Source organism: Streptomyces sp. NPDC001157, from assembly GCF_053598255.1.
The window spans coordinates 199,912-215,640 of sequence record NZ_JBSFJW010000011.1; the positions used below are offsets into that span (position 1 = coordinate 199,912).

A 15,729-nucleotide genomic window follows, 5' to 3' on the forward strand; every position below is an offset into this window, starting at 1 on the left:
GATGCCGCGCAGTCTCAAGAAGGGGCCCTTCGTCGACGAGCACCTCGCCAAGAAGGTGGATGCTCAGAACGAAGCCGGTTCCAAGAACGTCATCAAGACCTGGTCCCGTCGCTCGATGATCGTCCCGGCCATGCTCGGCCACACGATCGCGGTGCACAACGGCAAGACCCACATCCCGGTGTTCGTCACCGAGTCGATGGTCGGCCACAAGCTCGGCGAGTTCTCGCCGACGCGCACCTTCCGGGGCCACGTCAAGGACGACCGGAAGTCGAAGCGCCGCTAAAGCGGATCGCATTCAGACACGTAAGTAACTGAGAGGGACAACCATGGAAGCCAGGGCCCAGGCGCGGTACATCCGCGTTACGCCCATGAAGGCCCGCCGCGTGGTGGACCTTATCCGTGGCATGGATGCCACGGAGGCTCAGGCTGTTCTGCGATTCGCTCCGCAGGCAGCCTCCGTGCCCGTCGGCAAGGTGCTCGACAGCGCCATCGCCAACGCCGCGCACAACTACGACCACACCGACGCCGACAGCCTCTTCATCTCCGAGGCGTACGTCGACGAGGGCCCGACCCTGAAGCGGTTCCGGCCGCGCGCCCAGGGCCGTGCCTACCGGATCCGCAAGCGGACCAGCCACATCACCGTGGTCGTCAGCAGCAAGGAAGGAACCCGGTAATGGGCCAGAAGGTTAACCCGCATGGGTTCCGGCTCGGTGTCACCACGGACTTCAAGTCCCGGTGGTACGCCGACAAGCTGTACAAGGACTACGTCAAGGAAGACGTCGCCATCCGTCGGATGATGACGTCCGGCATGGAGCGCGCCGGCATCTCGAAGGTTGAGATCGAGCGCACCCGTGACCGCGTCCGTGTGGACATCCACACGGCGCGCCCGGGCATCGTCATCGGCCGCCGCGGCGCCGAGGCCGACCGCATCCGCGGTGACCTGGAGAAGCTGACCGGCAAGCAGGTCCAGCTGAACATCCTCGAGGTCAAGAACCCGGAGACGGACGCTCAGCTGGTGGCCCAGGCCGTCGCCGAGCAGCTCTCCTCCCGCGTCTCCTTCCGCCGCGCCATGCGTAAGAGCATGCAGTCGGCGATGAAGGCGGGCGCCAAGGGCATCAAGATCCAGTGCGGTGGCCGCCTCGGTGGCGCCGAGATGTCCCGCTCCGAGTTCTACCGCGAGGGCCGTGTGCCCCTGCACACGCTCCGCGCGAACGTGGACTACGGCTTCTTCGAGGCCAAGACGACCTTCGGCCGCATCGGTGTGAAGGTCTGGATCTACAAGGGCGACGTCAAGAACATCGCCGAGGTCCGCGCCGAGAACGCTGCGGCCCGTGCGGGTAACCGCCCGGCCCGTGGTGGCGCCGACCGCCCGGCCCGTGGTGGCCGCGGTGGCGAGCGTGGCGGGCGCGGTCGCAAGCCGCAGCAGGCTGCCGGCGCCGAGGCCCCCAAGGCCGAGGCTCCCGCCGCCGCTCCGGCTGAGAGCACCGGAACGGAGGCCTGACCGACATGCTGATCCCCCGTAGGGTCAAGCACCGCAAGCAGCACCACCCGAAGCGCTCCGGCGCTGCCAAGGGCGGCACGCAGGTTGCGTTCGGCGAGTACGGCATCCAGGCGCTCACCCCGGCGTACGTGACGAACCGTCAGATCGAGGCCGCTCGTATCGCCATGACGCGTCACATCAAGCGTGGTGGCAAGGTCTGGATCAACATCTACCCGGACCGTCCCCTCACCAAGAAGCCTGCCGAGACCCGCATGGGTTCCGGTAAGGGTTCTCCGGAGTGGTGGATCGCCAACGTCAAGCCCGGACGCGTGATGTTCGAGCTGTCGTACCCCAACGAGAAGATTGCGCGTGAGGCCCTCACTCGTGCCGCTCACAAGCTGCCGATGAAGTGCCGGATCGTCAAGCGCGAGGCAGGTGAAGCGTGATGTCGGCCGGTACCAAGGCGTCCGAGCTGCGCGAGCTGGGCAACGAGGAGCTTCTCGCGAAGCTCCGCGAGTCCAAGGAAGAGCTGTTCAACCTCCGCTTCCAGGCGGCGACGGGTCAGCTCGAGAACCACGGCCGCCTGAAGGCGGTCCGTAAGGACATCGCGCGGATCTACACCCTGATGCGCGAGCGTGAGCTGGGCATCGAAACGGTGGAGAACGCCTGATGAGCGAGAGCAATGTGACTGAAGAGCAGACGACCGAGGCACGTGGCGCCCGCAAGACCCGTGAGGGTCTCGTCGTCAGCGACAAGATGGACAAGACCGTCGTCGTCGCTGTCGAGGACCGCGTGAAGCACGCGCTGTACGGCAAGGTCATCCGCCGTACGAGCAAGCTCAAGGCGCACGACGAGCAGAACGCCGCGGGTGTCGGCGACCGTGTCCTCCTCGCGGAGACCCGGCCGCTGTCCGCGACGAAGCGCTGGCGCGTCGTCGAGATCCTCGAGAAGGCGAAGTAATCAAGCGGGGGTTCGCCCCCGCTGCCCCCGCCGGGGGCTCGCCCCTGGGCCCCGGCCCGGCCGGGCGCTCCCGGCGAGGTTTCGCCCGATCGAAGAAAGACCGCCGCCCGGCGAGCTCCGTGAAACGACTTACGGAGCCGCCGCCGGGAAGCCCGGCCGAGGTGCGTGAGGCACTCGCGCTCGTCGCGAGAGCCGCCCCGCGGCCCGGCCGGGTCGGCAAGTAATTCCTGCGGGGGTATCCCGGCAGGACGGTTCCGCCAGGCTCTCCGGGCCAACCCCCGGAGGGAACCGGCAGACAAACAGGAGATAGACGTGATCCAGCAGGAGTCGCGACTTCGTGTCGCCGACAACACTGGTGCGAAGGAGATCCTTTGCATCCGTGTGCTCGGTGGCTCCGGTCGCCGCTACGCGGGCATCGGTGACGTCATCGTCGCCACCGTCAAGGACGCGATCCCCGGTGGCAACGTGAAGAAGGGTGACGTCGTCAAGGCGGTCATCGTTCGCACCGTCAAGGAGCGCCGCCGTCCGGACGGCTCGTACATCCGCTTCGACGAGAACGCCGCCGTCATTCTGAAGAACGACGGCGACCCTCGCGGCACCCGCATCTTCGGCCCGGTCGGGCGTGAGCTGCGCGAGAAGAAGTTCATGAAGATCATCTCGCTGGCTCCGGAGGTGCTGTAAGCATGAAGATCAAGAAGGGCGACCTGGTCCAGGTCATCACCGGCAAGGACAAGGGCAAGCAGGGCAAGGTCATTGCCGCTTACCCGCGCGACGAGCGTGTCCTGGTCGAGGGTGTCAACCGGGTCAAGAAGCACACCAAGGCCGGTCCGACCGCCAGCGGTTCGCAGGCCGGCGGCATCGTCACGACCGAGGCGCCGATCCACGTCTCCAACGTCCAGCTGGTCGTTGAGAAGGACGGCAACAAGGTCGTCACGCGTGTCGGTTACCGCTTCGACGACGAGGGCAACAAGATCCGCGTTGCCAAGCGGACGGGTGAGGACATCTGATGGCTACCACCACCACTCCGCGTCTCAAGACGAAGTACCGCGAGGAGATCGCGGGCAAGCTGCGTGACGAGTTCAAGTACGAGAACGTCATGCAGATCCCCGGCCTCGTCAAGATCGTGGTCAACATGGGTGTGGGCGACGCCGCCCGCGACTCCAAGCTGATCGAGGGCGCCATCCGCGACCTCACCACGATCACCGGTCAGAAGCCGGCCGTCACCAAGGCCCGCAAGTCCATCGCGCAGTTCAAGCTGCGTGAGGGCCAGCCGATCGGTGCCCACGTCACGCTCCGTGGCGACCGCATGTGGGAGTTCCTGGACCGCACCCTGTCGCTCGCGCTCCCGCGCATCCGCGACTTCCGTGGTCTGTCCCCCAAGCAGTTCGACGGCCGTGGCAACTACACCTTCGGTCTCACGGAGCAGGTCATGTTCCACGAGATCGACCAGGACAAGATCGACCGCGTCCGGGGTATGGACATCACCGTGGTGACCACGGCGACCAACGACGCTGAGGGCCGTGCGCTCCTTCGTCACCTCGGCTTCCCCTTCAAGGAGGCGTGAGCGAGATGGCGAAGAAGGCTCTGATCGCGAAGGCTGCTCGCAAGCCCAAGTTCGGCGTGCGTGGCTACACGCGCTGCCAGCGCTGCGGCCGTCCCCACTCCGTGTACCGCAAGTTCGGCCTGTGCCGCGTGTGCCTTCGTGAGATGGCTCACCGTGGCGAGCTGCCGGGCGTGACCAAGAGCTCCTGGTAATCCCGACTTTTAGGGATTCCCGAAGCTCTCGGTAAGCAATGGGCGTGTCAGGCGCCCTCCCTTCCATGGCTTAGGCTTGGAGGGTTGGGCGCCTGATGGTCGCCCGTACGACTTACTACGCCGTAGGTCCACCGCACCGCACCCGCCTCGTCTCGGATCGAGGAGAGGGATGGGCACCTGGAAACCCCGGCGAGAGAGGCCGAAGGCCAATTCATGACCATGACTGATCCGATCGCAGACATGCTTACGCGTCTGCGGAACGCGAACTCGGCATACCACGACTCCGTGTCGATGCCGGCATCGAAGATCAAGTCGCACATCGCGGAGATCCTCCAGCAGGAGGGCTTCATCACGGGCTGGAAGATCGAGGACGCCGAGGTCGGCAAGAACCTCGTTCTCGAGCTGAAGTTCGGCCCGAACCGTGAGCGCTCCATCGCGGGCATCAAGCGGATCTCCAAGCCCGGTCTCCGGGTGTACGCGAAGTCCACCAACCTGCCCAAGGTCCTCGGTGGCCTCGGCGTGGCGATCATCTCCACGTCGCACGGTCTTCTGACCGACAAGCAGGCCGGCAAGAAGGGCGTGGGTGGGGAAGTCCTCGCCTACGTCTGGTAGCGGAAGGGAACGGAGGAAAAAGCTATGTCGCGTATTGGCAAGCTCCCCATCACGGTTCCCGCCGGCGTGGACGTCACCATCGACGGCCGTACGGTCTCGGTCAAGGGCCCCAAGGGCACGCTGACCCACACCGTTGCCGCGCCGATCGACATCGCCAAGGGTGAGGACGGCGTTCTCAACGTCACCCGCCCCAACGACGAGCGTCAGAACAAGGCCCTGCACGGCCTGTCCCGCACGCTGGTGGCGAACATGATCACCGGCGTGACCCAGGGTTACGTGAAGAAGCTCGAGATCAGCGGTGTCGGTTACCGAGTGACCGCCAAGGGTTCGAACCTGGAGTTCGCTCTCGGCTACAGCCACCCGATCACCGTCGAGGCCCCCGAGGGCATCACCTTCAAGGTGGAGGCCCCCACCCGGTTCTCGGTCGAGGGCATCGACAAGCAGAAGGTCGGCGAGGTTGCGGCCAACATCCGCAAGCTGCGCAAGCCCGACCCGTACAAGGCCAAGGGCGTCAAGTACGAGGGCGAAGTCATCCGCCGCAAGGTCGGAAAGGCGGGTAAGTAAGCCATGGCATACGGACAGAAGATCCTTAAGGGCGACGCCTACAAGCGCGCCGCGATCAAGCGCCGCCACATCCGGATCCGTAAGCACATCAACGGAACGGCGGAGCGTCCGCGTCTGGTCGTTACCCGCTCGAACCGCCACATCGTGGCCCAGGTGATCGACGACATCAAGGGTCACACCCTTGCGTCGGCGTCCACCCTGGACACCTCGATCCGCGGTGGCGAGGGCGACAAGTCCACGCAGGCCAAGCAGGTCGGTGCCCTGGTCGCCGAGCGCGCCAAGGCCGCTGGTGTCGAGGCCGTCGTGTTCGACCGTGGTGGCAACCAGTACGCCGGGCGCATCGCCGCCCTGGCGGACGCCGCCCGCGAAGCCGGGCTCAAGTTCTGAGCCGCTCGTAGCTAGCGGAAAGAGAGAGGTAATCCAATGGCTGGACCCCAGCGCCGCGGTGGCGGTGCCGGTGGCGGCGAGCGGCGGGACCGTAAGGGTCGTGACGGTGGCGCAGCCGCCGCCGAGAAGACTGCTTACGTTGAGCGTGTCGTCGCGATCAACCGTGTCGCCAAGGTTGTGAAGGGTGGTCGTCGCTTCAGCTTCACCGCGCTGGTCGTGGTGGGCGACGGTGACGGCACCGTGGGTGTCGGTTACGGCAAGGCCAAGGAGGTGCCGGCCGCCATCGCCAAGGGTGTTGAGGAGGCCAAGAAGCACTTCTTCAAGGTCCCCCGTATCCAGGGCACCATCCCGCACCCCATCCAGGGTGAGAAGGCTGCCGGCGTCGTGCTGCTCAAGCCCGCGTCCCCCGGTACCGGTGTTATCGCCGGTGGCCCGGTGCGTGCCGTGCTCGAGTGCGCCGGTATCCACGACGTGCTGTCGAAGTCGCTCGGCTCCGACAACGCGATCAACATCGTGCACGCGACCGTGGAGGCCCTGAAGGGTCTGCAGCGTCCCGAGGAGATCGCGGCCCGCCGTGGTCTGCCGCTCGAGGACGTCGCCCCCGCGGCTCTGCTGCGTGCGCGTGCCGGGGCGGGTGCGTAATCATGGCGCAGCTCAAGATTACGCAGGTCAAGTCCTACATCGGCAGCAAGCAGAACCACCGCGACACCCTGCGCTCCCTTGGTCTCAAGGGCATCAACACGCAGGTCGTCAAGGAGGACCGCCCCGAGTTCCGCGGCATGGTGCACACCGTCCGCCACCTCGTGACGGTCGAGGAGGTCGACTGATCATGGCGGAGAACAACCCGCTCAAGATCCACAACCTCCGTCCCGCCCCGGGCGCCAAGACCGCCAAGACCCGTGTTGGTCGTGGTGAGGCGTCGAAGGGTAAGACGGCCGGTCGTGGTACCAAGGGCACGAAGGCCCGTTACCAGGTTCCGGAGCGCTTCGAGGGTGGGCAGATGCCCCTCCACATGCGTCTCCCGAAGCTGAAGGGCTTCAAGAACCCGTTCAAGACCGAGTTCCAGGTCGTGAACCTCGACAAGCTGGCCGCGCTCTACCCCGAGGGTGGCGAGGTCACCGTCGAGGGTCTGGTGGCCAAGGGTGCCGTTCGCAAGAACAGCCTCGTCAAGGTCCTCGGCCAGGGCGAGATCTCCGTGGCGCTGCAGGTGACGGTCGACGCCGTCTCCGGCTCCGCCAAGGAGAAGATCACCGCCGCCGGCGGCACCGTCACCGAGCTCGTCTGAGTTTTTCGGACGTCTCGATGACGTAAGAAGTCCCGACCGGGGATACCTCACAATGGGGTATCCCCGGTCGGTCGTTCCAAGGGGAGCCGTGCCGCCGGTAAGGTAGCCTGCACTGTTTCTTTTTGTATCCGTCGAACCTCAAGACCGTCACCCTTGACGCAGTTGCGCGGGGGTCGCAGGAGGCACCGTGCTCACCGCGTTCGCCCGGGCGTTCAGGACGCCCGACCTGCGCAAGAAACTGCTCTTCACGCTCGGCATCATCGTGGTGTACCGGGTCGGTACACACATCCCGATCCCGGGCGTCGACTACAAGAACGTCCAGCAGTGCATGGATGTGGCCAGCTCGAACCGCGGCCTGTTCAGTCTGATCAACATGTTCAGTGGCGGCGCGCTGCTGCAGATCACGATCTTCGCGCTCGGCATCATGCCGTACATCACGGCGAGCATCATCCTGCAGCTGCTGACCGTCGTGATCCCGCGCCTCGAAGCCCTCAAGAAGGAGGGCCAGGCCGGCACGGCGAAGATCACGCAGTACACCCGGTACCTGACGGTGGCGCTGGCCATCCTCCAGGGCACCGGTCTGGTCGCCACCGCCCGCAGCGGCGCGCTGTTCACCGGCTGCCCGGTGGCCAGCCAGATCGTTCCGGACCAGTCGATCTTCACCACCATCACCATGGTCGTCACCATGACCGCCGGCACCGGCGTCGTCATGTGGCTCGGTGAGCTCATCACCGACCGCGGCATCGGCAACGGCATGTCGATCCTGATGTTCATCTCGATCGCCGCGACCTTCCCGAGCGCCCTTTGGGCGATCAAGCTGCAGGGCAAGCTGGCCGGCGGCTGGATCGAGTTCGGCACCGTGATCGCCGTGGGTCTGGTGATGGTCGGCCTGGTGGTCTTCGTCGAGCAGGCCCAGCGGCGGATCCCCGTGCAGTACGCGAAGCGCATGATCGGACGCAGGTCGTACGGAGGCACGTCCACGTACATCCCGCTGAAGGTCAACCAGGCGGGTGTCATCCCCGTGATCTTCGCCTCGTCGCTGCTCTACATCCCGAGCCTGATCGCTCAGTTCTCGGGCGGCAATTCCGGCTGGAAGACCTGGGTCCAGAACAACCTGACCAAGGGTGACCACCCGGTCTATGTCACCACGTACTTCTTGCTGATCGTTTTCTTCGCGTTCTTCTACGTGGCGATCTCCTTCAACCCCGAGGAAGTCGCCGACAACATGAAGAAGTATGGTGGCTTCATCCCGGGCATCCGGGCTGGCCGACCGACCGCTGAGTACCTCAGCTACGTACTCAACCGGATCACCTGGCCGGGTTCGCTGTATCTGGGTCTGATCGCTCTCGTACCGACGATGGCGTTGGTTGGCTTCGGGGCAAGCCAGAACTTCCCGTTCGGCGGTACCAGCATCCTGATCATCGTGGGTGTTGGCCTCGAAACGGTGAAGCAGATTGAGAGCCAGCTTCAGCAGCGCAATTACGAAGGGTTCCTCCGCTGATGCGAATCGTCCTCGTCGGGCCGCCGGGTGCAGGGAAGGGCACGCAGGCCACTCGCCTTGCCGACAAGCTGCGCGTCCCGCACATCTCCACGGGCGACCTGTTCCGCGCCAACATCAGCCAGCAGACGGAGCTCGGGAAACTCGCGAAGTCCTACATGGACGCCGGCAACCTCGTCCCCGACGAGGTCACCATCGCGATGGCCAAGGACCGCATGGAGCAGGCCGACGCGGAGAACGGCTTCCTGCTCGACGGTTTCCCGCGCAACGTCTCGCAGGCCGAGGCGCTGGACGAGCTGCTCAAGACCGAGGGCATCAAGCTGGACGCCGTTCTCGACCTCGAAGTCCCCGAGGAAGAGGTCGTCAAGCGGATCGCCGGCCGGCGCATCTGCCGTAACGACTCGGCGCACGTCTTCCACGTGACGTACAGCCCCGCCAAGAAGGAAGGCGTCTGCGACGTCTGCGGCGGCGAGCTGTACCAGCGTGACGACGACTCCGAGGAGACCGTGCGCACGCGGCTCGAGGTCTACCACACGCAGACCGAGCCGATCATCGACTACTACAAGTCGCAGGGCCTGGTCGTCACGATCTCGTCCCTCGGCCCGGTGGCCGAGGTCACGCAGCGGGCGCTGGAAGCCCTCAAGCGCGAGGACGACGGCAAGTAGCCGTCAGCCAGTTACGGCCGTGGCACCCGACGGGGCGTCACGGCCGTACTGTTGTGTAGGTAACCGGTTGACGTGAGTGACGGAGAGCGCAGGCCATCCATGGTGCAGATCAAGACCCCCGAGCAGATCGCCAAGATGCGTGAGGCGGGGCTGGTCGTCGCCGCCATCCACGCGGCCACTCGTGAGGCCGCGGTGCCCGGGGCCACCACCAAGGACCTGGACCAGGTCGCGCGCAAGGTACTCGCCGAGCACAACGCCAAGCCGAACTTCCTCGGCTACGGCGGCTTTCCGGCGACCATCTGCACCTCCGTCAACGAGGTCGTCGTCCACGGCATCCCGTCCGACGACGTCGTCCTGAAGGACGGCGACATCATCTCCATCGACTGCGGCGCGATCATCGACGGCTGGCACGGCGACGCGGCGTACACCGCCTTCGTCGGCTCCGGCCACGCGCCCGAGCTGATCGAGCTCTCCCGGGTCACGGAAGAGTCGATGTGGGCCGGCATCGCGGCGATGAAGCAGGGCAACCGGCTGGTCGATGTGTCGAGGGCCATCGAGACGTACATCCGCCGCCAGCCGAAGCCGGGCGGCGGCAAGTACGGGATCATCGAGGACTACGGCGGTCACGGCATCGGTACCGAGATGCACATGGATCCGCATCTGCTGAACTATGTCGAGAAGCGCCGAGGGAAGGGTCCGAAGCTGGTTCCCGGCTTCTGCCTCGCGATCGAGCCGATGGTTTCTCTCGGCACCCCGAAGACCGAGGTCCTCTCCGACGACTGGACGGTCATCACGATCGACGGTACGTGGTCGTCCCACTGGGAGCACTCCGTCGCTCTGACCGAGCAGGGCCCCCTGGTGCTCACGGCTCCTGATGGCGGCAAGGCCAAGCTGGCGGAGCACGGAATTACTGCCGCGCCGGATCCGCTGGCTTAGGTCGTATGTGGTCTGCGGGTTGGTGGGGGCTGGTCGCGCAGTTCCCCCTGCCCCTGAAGGGGCGCTGCAGGCTCGGCGCGCTTAATGATCTCCCCTGCGGGGCATTCTTCCTCGATTCGTCTTTCCGAGTGCGCTGACGTAGACTGACTCGTCGGCTCTCGTGTACCCGCATGTCTTCATGCGCTGGCGGGAGTCGATCAAGGTAGTCGATTCGAAGGGCGAAGCGTGGCCAAGAAGCAAGGTGCCATCGAGATCGAGGGCACTGTCGTCGAGTCTCTTCCGAACGCCATGTTCAAGGTCGAGCTCCAGAACGGCCACCAGGTCCTGGCACACATCAGCGGCAAGATGCGTATGCACTACATCCGCATCCTCCCTGACGACCGGGTCGTGGTGGAGCTCTCTCCGTACGACCTGACGCGTGGCCGGATCGTCTACCGCTACAAGTAGATCTTGCCCGCATCCCGCTTCGGCGGGGTGGTGGCACTGACCCGGAGAACCTCAATCCCATGAAGGTCAAGCCGAGCGTCAAGAAGATCTGCGACAAGTGCAGGGTGATCCGCCGTCACGGTCGGGTCATGGTCATCTGCGAGAACCCGCGCCACAAGCAGCGCCAGGGCTGACGCACGATCGACCGATCCCTCTGCATCGATATCGCAGAGATTCGCGCGACGCGAGCTGAATATGTTCATACGCAGGACCCAGGCGAGCATTTGCCTGACACCCCCGGTTCGGAGGCCGGGGACCCAGTTCGTACCTGGTACGGCGGCTGGGAACCGGTTCTGTGGAAGACCTCCGAAGATCACCAGGAGCCATTGAATGGCACGCGTTTCCGGTGTTGACATCCCGCGCGAAAAGCGCGTGGAGGTCGCCCTCACCTACGTGTTCGGCATCGGCCGGACCCTTTCGCAGCAGACGCTGGCGGAGACGGGCATCGACCCGAACACCCGTGTTCGTGACCTGAGCGAAGAGCAGCTCGTCGCGATCCGCGAGTACGTCGACAACAACATCAAGACCGAGGGTGACCTCCGTCGCGAGATCCAGGCCGACATCCGCCGCAAGGTCGAGATCGGCTGCTACCAGGGTCTCCGTCACCGTCGCGGTCTGCCCGTCCGTGGTCAGCGCACCAGCACCAACGCCCGTACCCGCAAGGGTCCGCGTCGCGCCATCGCCGGCAAGAAGAAGCCGGGCAAGAAGTAGTCCTCAGCGGACAACGCTTCATCAGCGGTCTTCGCTGTAGGACCGACCACCTCCCCGTAGGAGTTTGTAGATGCCCCCCAAGGGTCGTCAGGGCGCTGCCAAGAAGGTGCGCCGCAAGGAAAAGAAGAACGTCGCTCACGGCCACGCGCACATCAAGAGCACGTTCAACAACACGATCGTCTCGATCACGGACCCCTCGGGCAACGTGATCTCCTGGGCCTCCGCCGGCCACGTCGGCTTCAAGGGCTCGCGCAAGTCCACCCCCTTCGCCGCGCAGATGGCCGCCGAGTCGGCCGCCCGCCGCGCGCAGGAGCACGGCATGCGCAAGGTCGACGTCTTCGTGAAGGGCCCGGGTTCCGGTCGTGAGACCGCGATCCGTTCCCTCCAGGCCACGGGCCTCGAGGTCGGCTCCATCCAGGACGTCACCCCCACCCCGCACAACGGCTGCCGTCCGCCGAAGCGTCGTCGCGTCTGACGCACGGCTGCTTCAGGGTTTTCCGGGCGGTACGGCTCCGTAAAAGGGCCGTATCGCCCGTACCCTTGCAGTACCCGTCCCTTTTGCCGGGGGCGGTTCCGTCGGGCGTCAAATAGCGGGCGTCCACGAATGAAGGATCTGATCCACACATGCTGATCGCTCAGCGTCCCTCGTTGACCGAAGAGGTCGTCGACGAGTTCCGCTCCCGGTTCGTGATCGAGCCGCTGGAGCCGGGCTTCGGCTACACCCTCGGCAACTCCCTGCGTCGTACGCTCCTCTCCTCGATCCCGGGTGCGGCGGTCACGTCCATCCGCATCGACGGCGTTCTGCACGAGTTCACCACCGTGCCGGGCGTCAAGGAGGACGTCACCGACCTGATCCTCAACATCAAGCAGCTGGTCGTCTCCTCGGAGCACGACGAGCCGGTCGTGATGTACCTGCGCAAGCAGGGCCCGGGTCTCGTCACCGCCGCCGACATCGCGCCCCCGGCCGGTGTCGAGGTGCACAACCCCGACCTGGTCCTCGCCACGCTCAACGGCAAGGGCAAGCTGGAGATGGAGCTCACGGTCGAGCGTGGCCGTGGTTACGTCTCCGCCGTGCAGAACAAGCAGGTGGGCCAGGAGATCGGCCGTATCCCGGTCGACTCCATCTACAGCCCCGTGCTGAAGGTCACGTACAAGGTCGAGGCGACCCGTGTCGAGCAGCGCACCGACTTCGACAAGCTGATCGTCGACGTCGAGACCAAGCAGGCGATGCGTCCGCGTGACGCCATGGCCTCCGCCGGTAAGACCCTGGTCGAGCTGTTCGGTCTCGCCCGCGAGCTGAACATCGACGCCGAGGGCATCGACATGGGCCCGTCCCCCACGGACGCCGCCCTTGCCGCCGACCTGGCGCTGCCGATCGAGGAGCTGGAGCTCACCGTTCGGTCGTACAACTGCCTCAAGCGTGAGGGCATCCACTCCGTGGGTGAGCTCGTGGCGCGCTCCGAGGCCGACCTCCTGGACATCCGCAACTTCGGTGCGAAGTCCATCGACGAGGTCAAGGCGAAGCTGGCCGGTATGGGCCTGGCCCTGAAGGACAGCCCGCCCGGATTCGACCCCACGGCCGCCGCCGACGCCTTCGGCGCCGACGACGACGCGGACGCGGGTTTCGTGGAGACCGAGCAGTACTGATCGGTCGTTGCCGGTGAGCATCCGCTCATCGGGTTCCTGACCCCGGTACCTGATACGGCCGGGGCAGACACACAGGAGAAGAACAATGCCGAAGCCCACCAAGGGTGCCCGTCTGGGCGGCAGCGCCGCGCACGAGAAGCTGCTTCTTGCGAACCTCGCGAAGTCGCTGTTCGAGCACGGCCGTATCACCACCACCGAGGCGAAGGCCCGCCGTCTGCGGCCGTACGCCGAGCGTCTGGTGACCAAGGCGAAGAAGGGCGACCTTCACAACCGCCGCCAGGTGCTGCAGGTCATCACGGACAAGAGCGTCGTCCACACGCTCTTCACCGAGATCGGCCCGCGCTACGAGAACCGTCCGGGTGGCTACACCCGCATCACCAAGATCGGTAACCGCCGTGGCGACAACGCGCCCATGGCTGTCATCGAGCTGGTCGAGGCGCTGACGGTCGCGCAGCAGGCTACGGGTGAGGCCGAGGCCGCCACCAAGCGTGCCGCCAAGGACGCGGAGGCCGCTGCCGCTCCGGCTGCCGAGGAGACCAAGGTCGACACGACCAAGGCCGACGAGGTCGAGGACGCTGCCGCCGAGGAGTCCAAGGACGCGTAAGCGTCTGCCGGGGGCTGTTCGGTTGCGGCTGCGGGTTCGTGGTGGCTGGTCGCGCAGTTCCCCGCGCCCCTTGCGGGGCGCTCAGTGGGCCCGTTCCTTTCGAGGAGCGGGCCCACTTTGGTTCTTGAGAGGATCTCTGTGTGAGTGACGAAGTAGAGCCTGGTTATGTACGTGTTCGTCTCGACCTCTCCTACGACGGCTCCGAGTTCTCCGGGTGGGCCAAGCAGGCCGGGGGGCGGCGGACCGTGCAGGGGGAGATCGAGGACGCGCTGCGGACCGTCACCCGGTCCGGAGGCGTCTCGTACGAGCTGACCGTGGCCGGGCGGACCGATGCCGGGGTGCATGCGCGGGGGCAGGTGGCCCATGTGGATCTGCCGCGGGAGGTCTGGGGTGCGCACCACGACAAGCTGCTCAAGCGGCTTGCCGGGCGGCTGCCGAAGGATGTGCGGGTATGGGCCCTCAGGGAGGCGCCCAGCGGCTTCAACGCCCGTTTCTCGGCGGTCTGGCGGCGGTACGCGTACCGGGTCACCGACAATCCGGGCGGGGTCGATCCGCTGCTGCGCAGTCATGTGCTCTGGCACGACTGGCCGCTCGACGTCGACGCCATGAACGAGGCCGCCGAGCGGCTGCTGGGGGAGCACGACTTCGCCGCCTACTGCAAGAAGCGGGAGGGCGCGACCACCATTCGAACGCTGCAGCAGCTGAGCCTGGTGCGCGGGGACGACGGCATCATCACCGCGACCGTGCGCGCCGACGCCTTCTGCCACAACATGGTGCGCTCGCTGATCGGGGCGTTGCTGTTCGTGGGGGACGGGCACCGGGGGCCGGAGTGGCCGGGCAAGGTGCTCGCGGCCGGCGTACGGGACTCGGCCGTGCATGTCGTACGGCCGCACGGGCTGACCCTGGAGGAGGTCGGCTACCCGGCCGACGAGCTGCTCGCCGCGCGCAACAAGGAGGCGCGGAACAAGCGGACGCTGCCCGGGGCCGGGTGCTGTTAGTTACTGGTTCGCCGCCGCCGACGCCTGGGCCTCGCCGCGGCTGCGGATCTGGCGGTAGGTGAACAGCCGCAGGTCGTTGCCGGCCGAGTAGACCGTCGTGGACTGGTTCGAGACGTCCTTGCCGGTGGTGAAGCCGGCGGTGGCGAAGTAGGCGTAGCGGCCGTAGGAGTTGGCTGTCGTGAGGCAGAGGGCGGCGTTGCAGAAGGCCTTCACACCGCTGCCGGCCAGTGCCTTGACGAAGCCCTTCTTGTCCGCCTGGGTCCTGGCCTTGGTCGCCTGTGCCTCGGTGTCGAAGACGGCGACGCCGATCGTCACCGCGACGTCCTTCCTGGTGTAGGTGACACGCAGGAGGCGGGTGCAGTCGTTGGCGGTGAGGACCTTGGTGAGGGTGCCCTGGGCGGTCGAGGCGCAGTTCTTCGTGTCGCTCGTCGCGCCCCTCTTGTACTGCGCCGAGCCCATGGGCAACTGGGCGTACGGGAAGAGGCTCTGCGCGCTGAGCGGGGCCGTGTCCTTGGCCTTGCTGGCGATGAAGTCCTTCGGGTCCAGCGGGGGCGGGGCGCTGGTCGGGGCGAAGGAGGGCGCCGAGGCGCTGCCGCTCGGGATGGACCCGCTGGCGGGCAGGTTGGACGGGTTGCCCGAGGCCTCGTTGTTGCCGTTCGCCGAGACGACGGCCATGGCGACGGCGGTGCCGATGGCGATGGTGGCGACCACGCCGCCGCCTATGAACAGCAGCCGGCGCTTCTTGTTGCGCGCCTCGGAGGCCTCGGCGAGCGCTGCCCAGTCCGGGGTCTGGCCGTCGTCGCCGCCGCTGGTCCACGGCTGCTGGGAGTGCGGTTTCCAGGGGTCCCACTGGGACTGGGGTCCCCCCTGCTGCCCAAAGCTCATGGGGCGCATCTTAGACGGGAGGCGGACGGTGCCGGTGTGCCTCCGGTGGAGCCGCCGGGGACCTTTCCGGCAGGGGGGCACATCTCGGTCCCCGTTCATTCTCCGGGGTGCGGCGGCGGCCTCGTTTTGACCCGTTCGGGGCTGCGCTAGTACCCTTGCGGTTTGTTATGCGTATCGGCTTGGTCTTTCTCACGAGAGAAGCCCTTACGTAGGTTCCCTGGAGCAGTTACCAGTGGGCGGCATACGGGCAGCGTTC

The 15,729-nt window shown here is 66.2% G+C and carries 27 protein-coding genes; 26 read left to right on the forward strand and 1 reads right to left on the reverse strand.

The window, feature by feature from the left end:
- Position 1: 1 nt before the first annotated feature.
- The 26 genes from rpsS (at position 2) to truA (ending at position 14,588) form a co-directional block, all read left to right on the forward strand.
- Positions 2 to 283: a 30S ribosomal protein S19 gene (gene rpsS / locus ACWDAG_RS21745; RefSeq protein WP_030930516.1), complete on the forward strand. Its 282-nt coding sequence runs from the start codon at positions 2 to 4 to the stop codon at positions 281 to 283.
- Between the two features lie 43 nt (positions 284 to 326).
- Positions 327 to 674 (forward strand): 50S ribosomal protein L22, encoded by a 348-nt coding sequence (gene rplV, locus ACWDAG_RS21750; protein WP_003974262.1) that lies wholly within the window; start codon positions 327 to 329, stop codon positions 672 to 674.
- Positions 674 to 1,501 (forward strand): 30S ribosomal protein S3, encoded by an 828-nt coding sequence (rpsC, locus tag ACWDAG_RS21755; RefSeq protein WP_030839666.1) that lies wholly within the window; start codon positions 674 to 676, stop codon positions 1,499 to 1,501. The genes rplV and rpsC overlap by 1 nt, the downstream gene beginning before the upstream one ends.
- A 5-nt stretch (positions 1,502 to 1,506) precedes the next feature.
- Positions 1,507 to 1,926: a 50S ribosomal protein L16 gene (gene rplP, locus ACWDAG_RS21760; RefSeq protein ID WP_009327094.1), complete on the forward strand. Its 420-nt coding sequence runs from the start codon at positions 1,507 to 1,509 to the stop codon at positions 1,924 to 1,926.
- Positions 1,926 to 2,150 carry a 50S ribosomal protein L29 gene (gene rpmC / locus ACWDAG_RS21765; RefSeq protein ID WP_030930505.1) on the forward strand — a complete coding sequence of 75 codons (225 nt, stop codon included), beginning with the start codon at positions 1,926 to 1,928 and terminating at the stop codon, positions 2,148 to 2,150. Before rplP ends, rpmC begins: the two co-directional genes overlap by 1 nt.
- Positions 2,150 to 2,440, forward strand: coding sequence for a 30S ribosomal protein S17 (gene rpsQ, locus ACWDAG_RS21770; protein WP_450697218.1), 291 nt, complete (start codon positions 2,150 to 2,152; stop codon positions 2,438 to 2,440). The genes rpmC and rpsQ overlap by 1 nt, the downstream gene beginning before the upstream one ends.
- Positions 2,441 to 2,752: 312 nt before the next feature.
- Positions 2,753 to 3,121, forward strand: a complete 369-nt coding sequence (gene rplN / locus ACWDAG_RS21775; RefSeq protein ID WP_003998823.1) for a 50S ribosomal protein L14 — start codon at positions 2,753 to 2,755, stop codon at positions 3,119 to 3,121.
- 2 nt (positions 3,122 to 3,123) lie between these two features.
- A complete protein-coding gene (gene rplX / locus ACWDAG_RS21780) occupies positions 3,124 to 3,447 on the forward strand; it encodes a 50S ribosomal protein L24 (protein ID WP_018543913.1) in 324 nt (107 codons plus the stop codon).
- A complete protein-coding gene (gene rplE / locus ACWDAG_RS21785; protein WP_007494758.1) occupies positions 3,447 to 4,004 on the forward strand; it encodes a 50S ribosomal protein L5 in 558 nt (185 codons plus the stop codon). The genes rplX and rplE overlap by 1 nt, the downstream gene beginning before the upstream one ends.
- Positions 4,005 to 4,009: 5 nt before the next feature.
- Complete coding sequence (locus ACWDAG_RS21790) at positions 4,010 to 4,195, forward strand: type Z 30S ribosomal protein S14 (RefSeq protein WP_003948630.1); 186 nt, start codon at positions 4,010 to 4,012, stop codon at positions 4,193 to 4,195.
- Positions 4,196 to 4,408: 213 nt separating this feature from the next.
- Complete coding sequence (gene rpsH, locus ACWDAG_RS21795) at positions 4,409 to 4,807, forward strand: 30S ribosomal protein S8 (RefSeq protein WP_115906446.1); 399 nt, start codon at positions 4,409 to 4,411, stop codon at positions 4,805 to 4,807.
- A 24-nt stretch (positions 4,808 to 4,831) separates the two neighbouring features.
- On the forward strand, positions 4,832 to 5,371 hold the full coding sequence (gene rplF / locus ACWDAG_RS21800) for a 50S ribosomal protein L6 (protein WP_030046383.1): 540 nt from the start codon (positions 4,832 to 4,834) through the stop codon (positions 5,369 to 5,371).
- A 3-nt stretch (positions 5,372 to 5,374) separates the two neighbouring features.
- Positions 5,375 to 5,758, forward strand: a complete 384-nt coding sequence (gene rplR, locus ACWDAG_RS21805; RefSeq protein ID WP_147995165.1) for a 50S ribosomal protein L18 — start codon at positions 5,375 to 5,377, stop codon at positions 5,756 to 5,758.
- A 36-nt stretch (positions 5,759 to 5,794) separates the two neighbouring features.
- Positions 5,795 to 6,400, forward strand: a complete 606-nt coding sequence (gene rpsE / locus ACWDAG_RS21810) for a 30S ribosomal protein S5 (protein WP_009190144.1) — start codon at positions 5,795 to 5,797, stop codon at positions 6,398 to 6,400.
- 2 nt (positions 6,401 to 6,402) lie between these two features.
- Positions 6,403 to 6,585 carry a 50S ribosomal protein L30 gene (gene rpmD, locus ACWDAG_RS21815; protein ID WP_003974250.1) on the forward strand — a complete coding sequence of 61 codons (183 nt, stop codon included), beginning with the start codon at positions 6,403 to 6,405 and terminating at the stop codon, positions 6,583 to 6,585.
- A gap of 2 nt (positions 6,586 to 6,587) precedes the next feature.
- The gene (gene rplO, locus ACWDAG_RS21820) at positions 6,588 to 7,043 is read left to right on the forward strand and encodes a 50S ribosomal protein L15 (protein ID WP_003974249.1); all 456 of its coding nucleotides are present in this window, start codon (positions 6,588 to 6,590) and stop codon (positions 7,041 to 7,043) included.
- A 187-nt stretch (positions 7,044 to 7,230) separates the two neighbouring features.
- Positions 7,231 to 8,544, forward strand: coding sequence for a preprotein translocase subunit SecY (gene secY, locus ACWDAG_RS21825; protein ID WP_450697219.1), 1,314 nt, complete (start codon positions 7,231 to 7,233; stop codon positions 8,542 to 8,544).
- Complete coding sequence (locus tag ACWDAG_RS21830) at positions 8,544 to 9,206, forward strand: adenylate kinase (RefSeq protein WP_450697220.1); 663 nt, start codon at positions 8,544 to 8,546, stop codon at positions 9,204 to 9,206. The genes secY and ACWDAG_RS21830 overlap by 1 nt, the downstream gene beginning before the upstream one ends.
- 99 nt (positions 9,207 to 9,305) lie before the next feature.
- A complete protein-coding gene (gene map / locus ACWDAG_RS21835) occupies positions 9,306 to 10,142 on the forward strand; it encodes a type I methionyl aminopeptidase (RefSeq protein WP_450697221.1) in 837 nt (278 codons plus the stop codon).
- A 225-nt stretch (positions 10,143 to 10,367) separates the two neighbouring features.
- Entirely contained in the window at positions 10,368 to 10,589 is a 222-nt protein-coding gene (gene infA / locus ACWDAG_RS21840) for a translation initiation factor IF-1 (protein WP_003948620.1), read from the forward strand.
- A gap of 59 nt (positions 10,590 to 10,648) precedes the next feature.
- Positions 10,649 to 10,762 carry a 50S ribosomal protein L36 gene (gene rpmJ / locus ACWDAG_RS21845; protein ID WP_003998809.1) on the forward strand — a complete coding sequence of 38 codons (114 nt, stop codon included), beginning with the start codon at positions 10,649 to 10,651 and terminating at the stop codon, positions 10,760 to 10,762.
- A 196-nt stretch (positions 10,763 to 10,958) separates the two neighbouring features.
- A complete protein-coding gene (gene rpsM / locus ACWDAG_RS21850) occupies positions 10,959 to 11,339 on the forward strand; it encodes a 30S ribosomal protein S13 (RefSeq protein WP_020135802.1) in 381 nt (126 codons plus the stop codon).
- A gap of 70 nt (positions 11,340 to 11,409) precedes the next feature.
- Positions 11,410 to 11,814, forward strand: coding sequence for a 30S ribosomal protein S11 (gene rpsK / locus ACWDAG_RS21855; RefSeq protein WP_003956432.1), 405 nt, complete (start codon positions 11,410 to 11,412; stop codon positions 11,812 to 11,814).
- A 149-nt stretch (positions 11,815 to 11,963) separates the two neighbouring features.
- Complete coding sequence (locus ACWDAG_RS21860) at positions 11,964 to 12,986, forward strand: DNA-directed RNA polymerase subunit alpha (RefSeq protein WP_003966937.1); 1,023 nt, start codon at positions 11,964 to 11,966, stop codon at positions 12,984 to 12,986.
- A gap of 85 nt (positions 12,987 to 13,071) precedes the next feature.
- On the forward strand, positions 13,072 to 13,590 hold the full coding sequence (gene rplQ, locus ACWDAG_RS21865; RefSeq protein ID WP_450697222.1) for a 50S ribosomal protein L17: 519 nt from the start codon (positions 13,072 to 13,074) through the stop codon (positions 13,588 to 13,590).
- 140 nt (positions 13,591 to 13,730) lie between these two features.
- Positions 13,731 to 14,588, forward strand: coding sequence for a tRNA pseudouridine(38-40) synthase TruA (truA, locus tag ACWDAG_RS21870; RefSeq protein ID WP_450697223.1), 858 nt, complete (start codon positions 13,731 to 13,733; stop codon positions 14,586 to 14,588).
- Here the strand turns inward: truA and ACWDAG_RS21875 are convergent, their stop codons facing one another.
- Positions 14,589 to 15,473, reverse strand: a complete 885-nt coding sequence (locus tag ACWDAG_RS21875) for a hypothetical protein (RefSeq protein ID WP_450697224.1) — start codon at positions 15,471 to 15,473, stop codon at positions 14,589 to 14,591.
- Positions 15,474 to 15,729 lie beyond the last annotated feature (256 nt).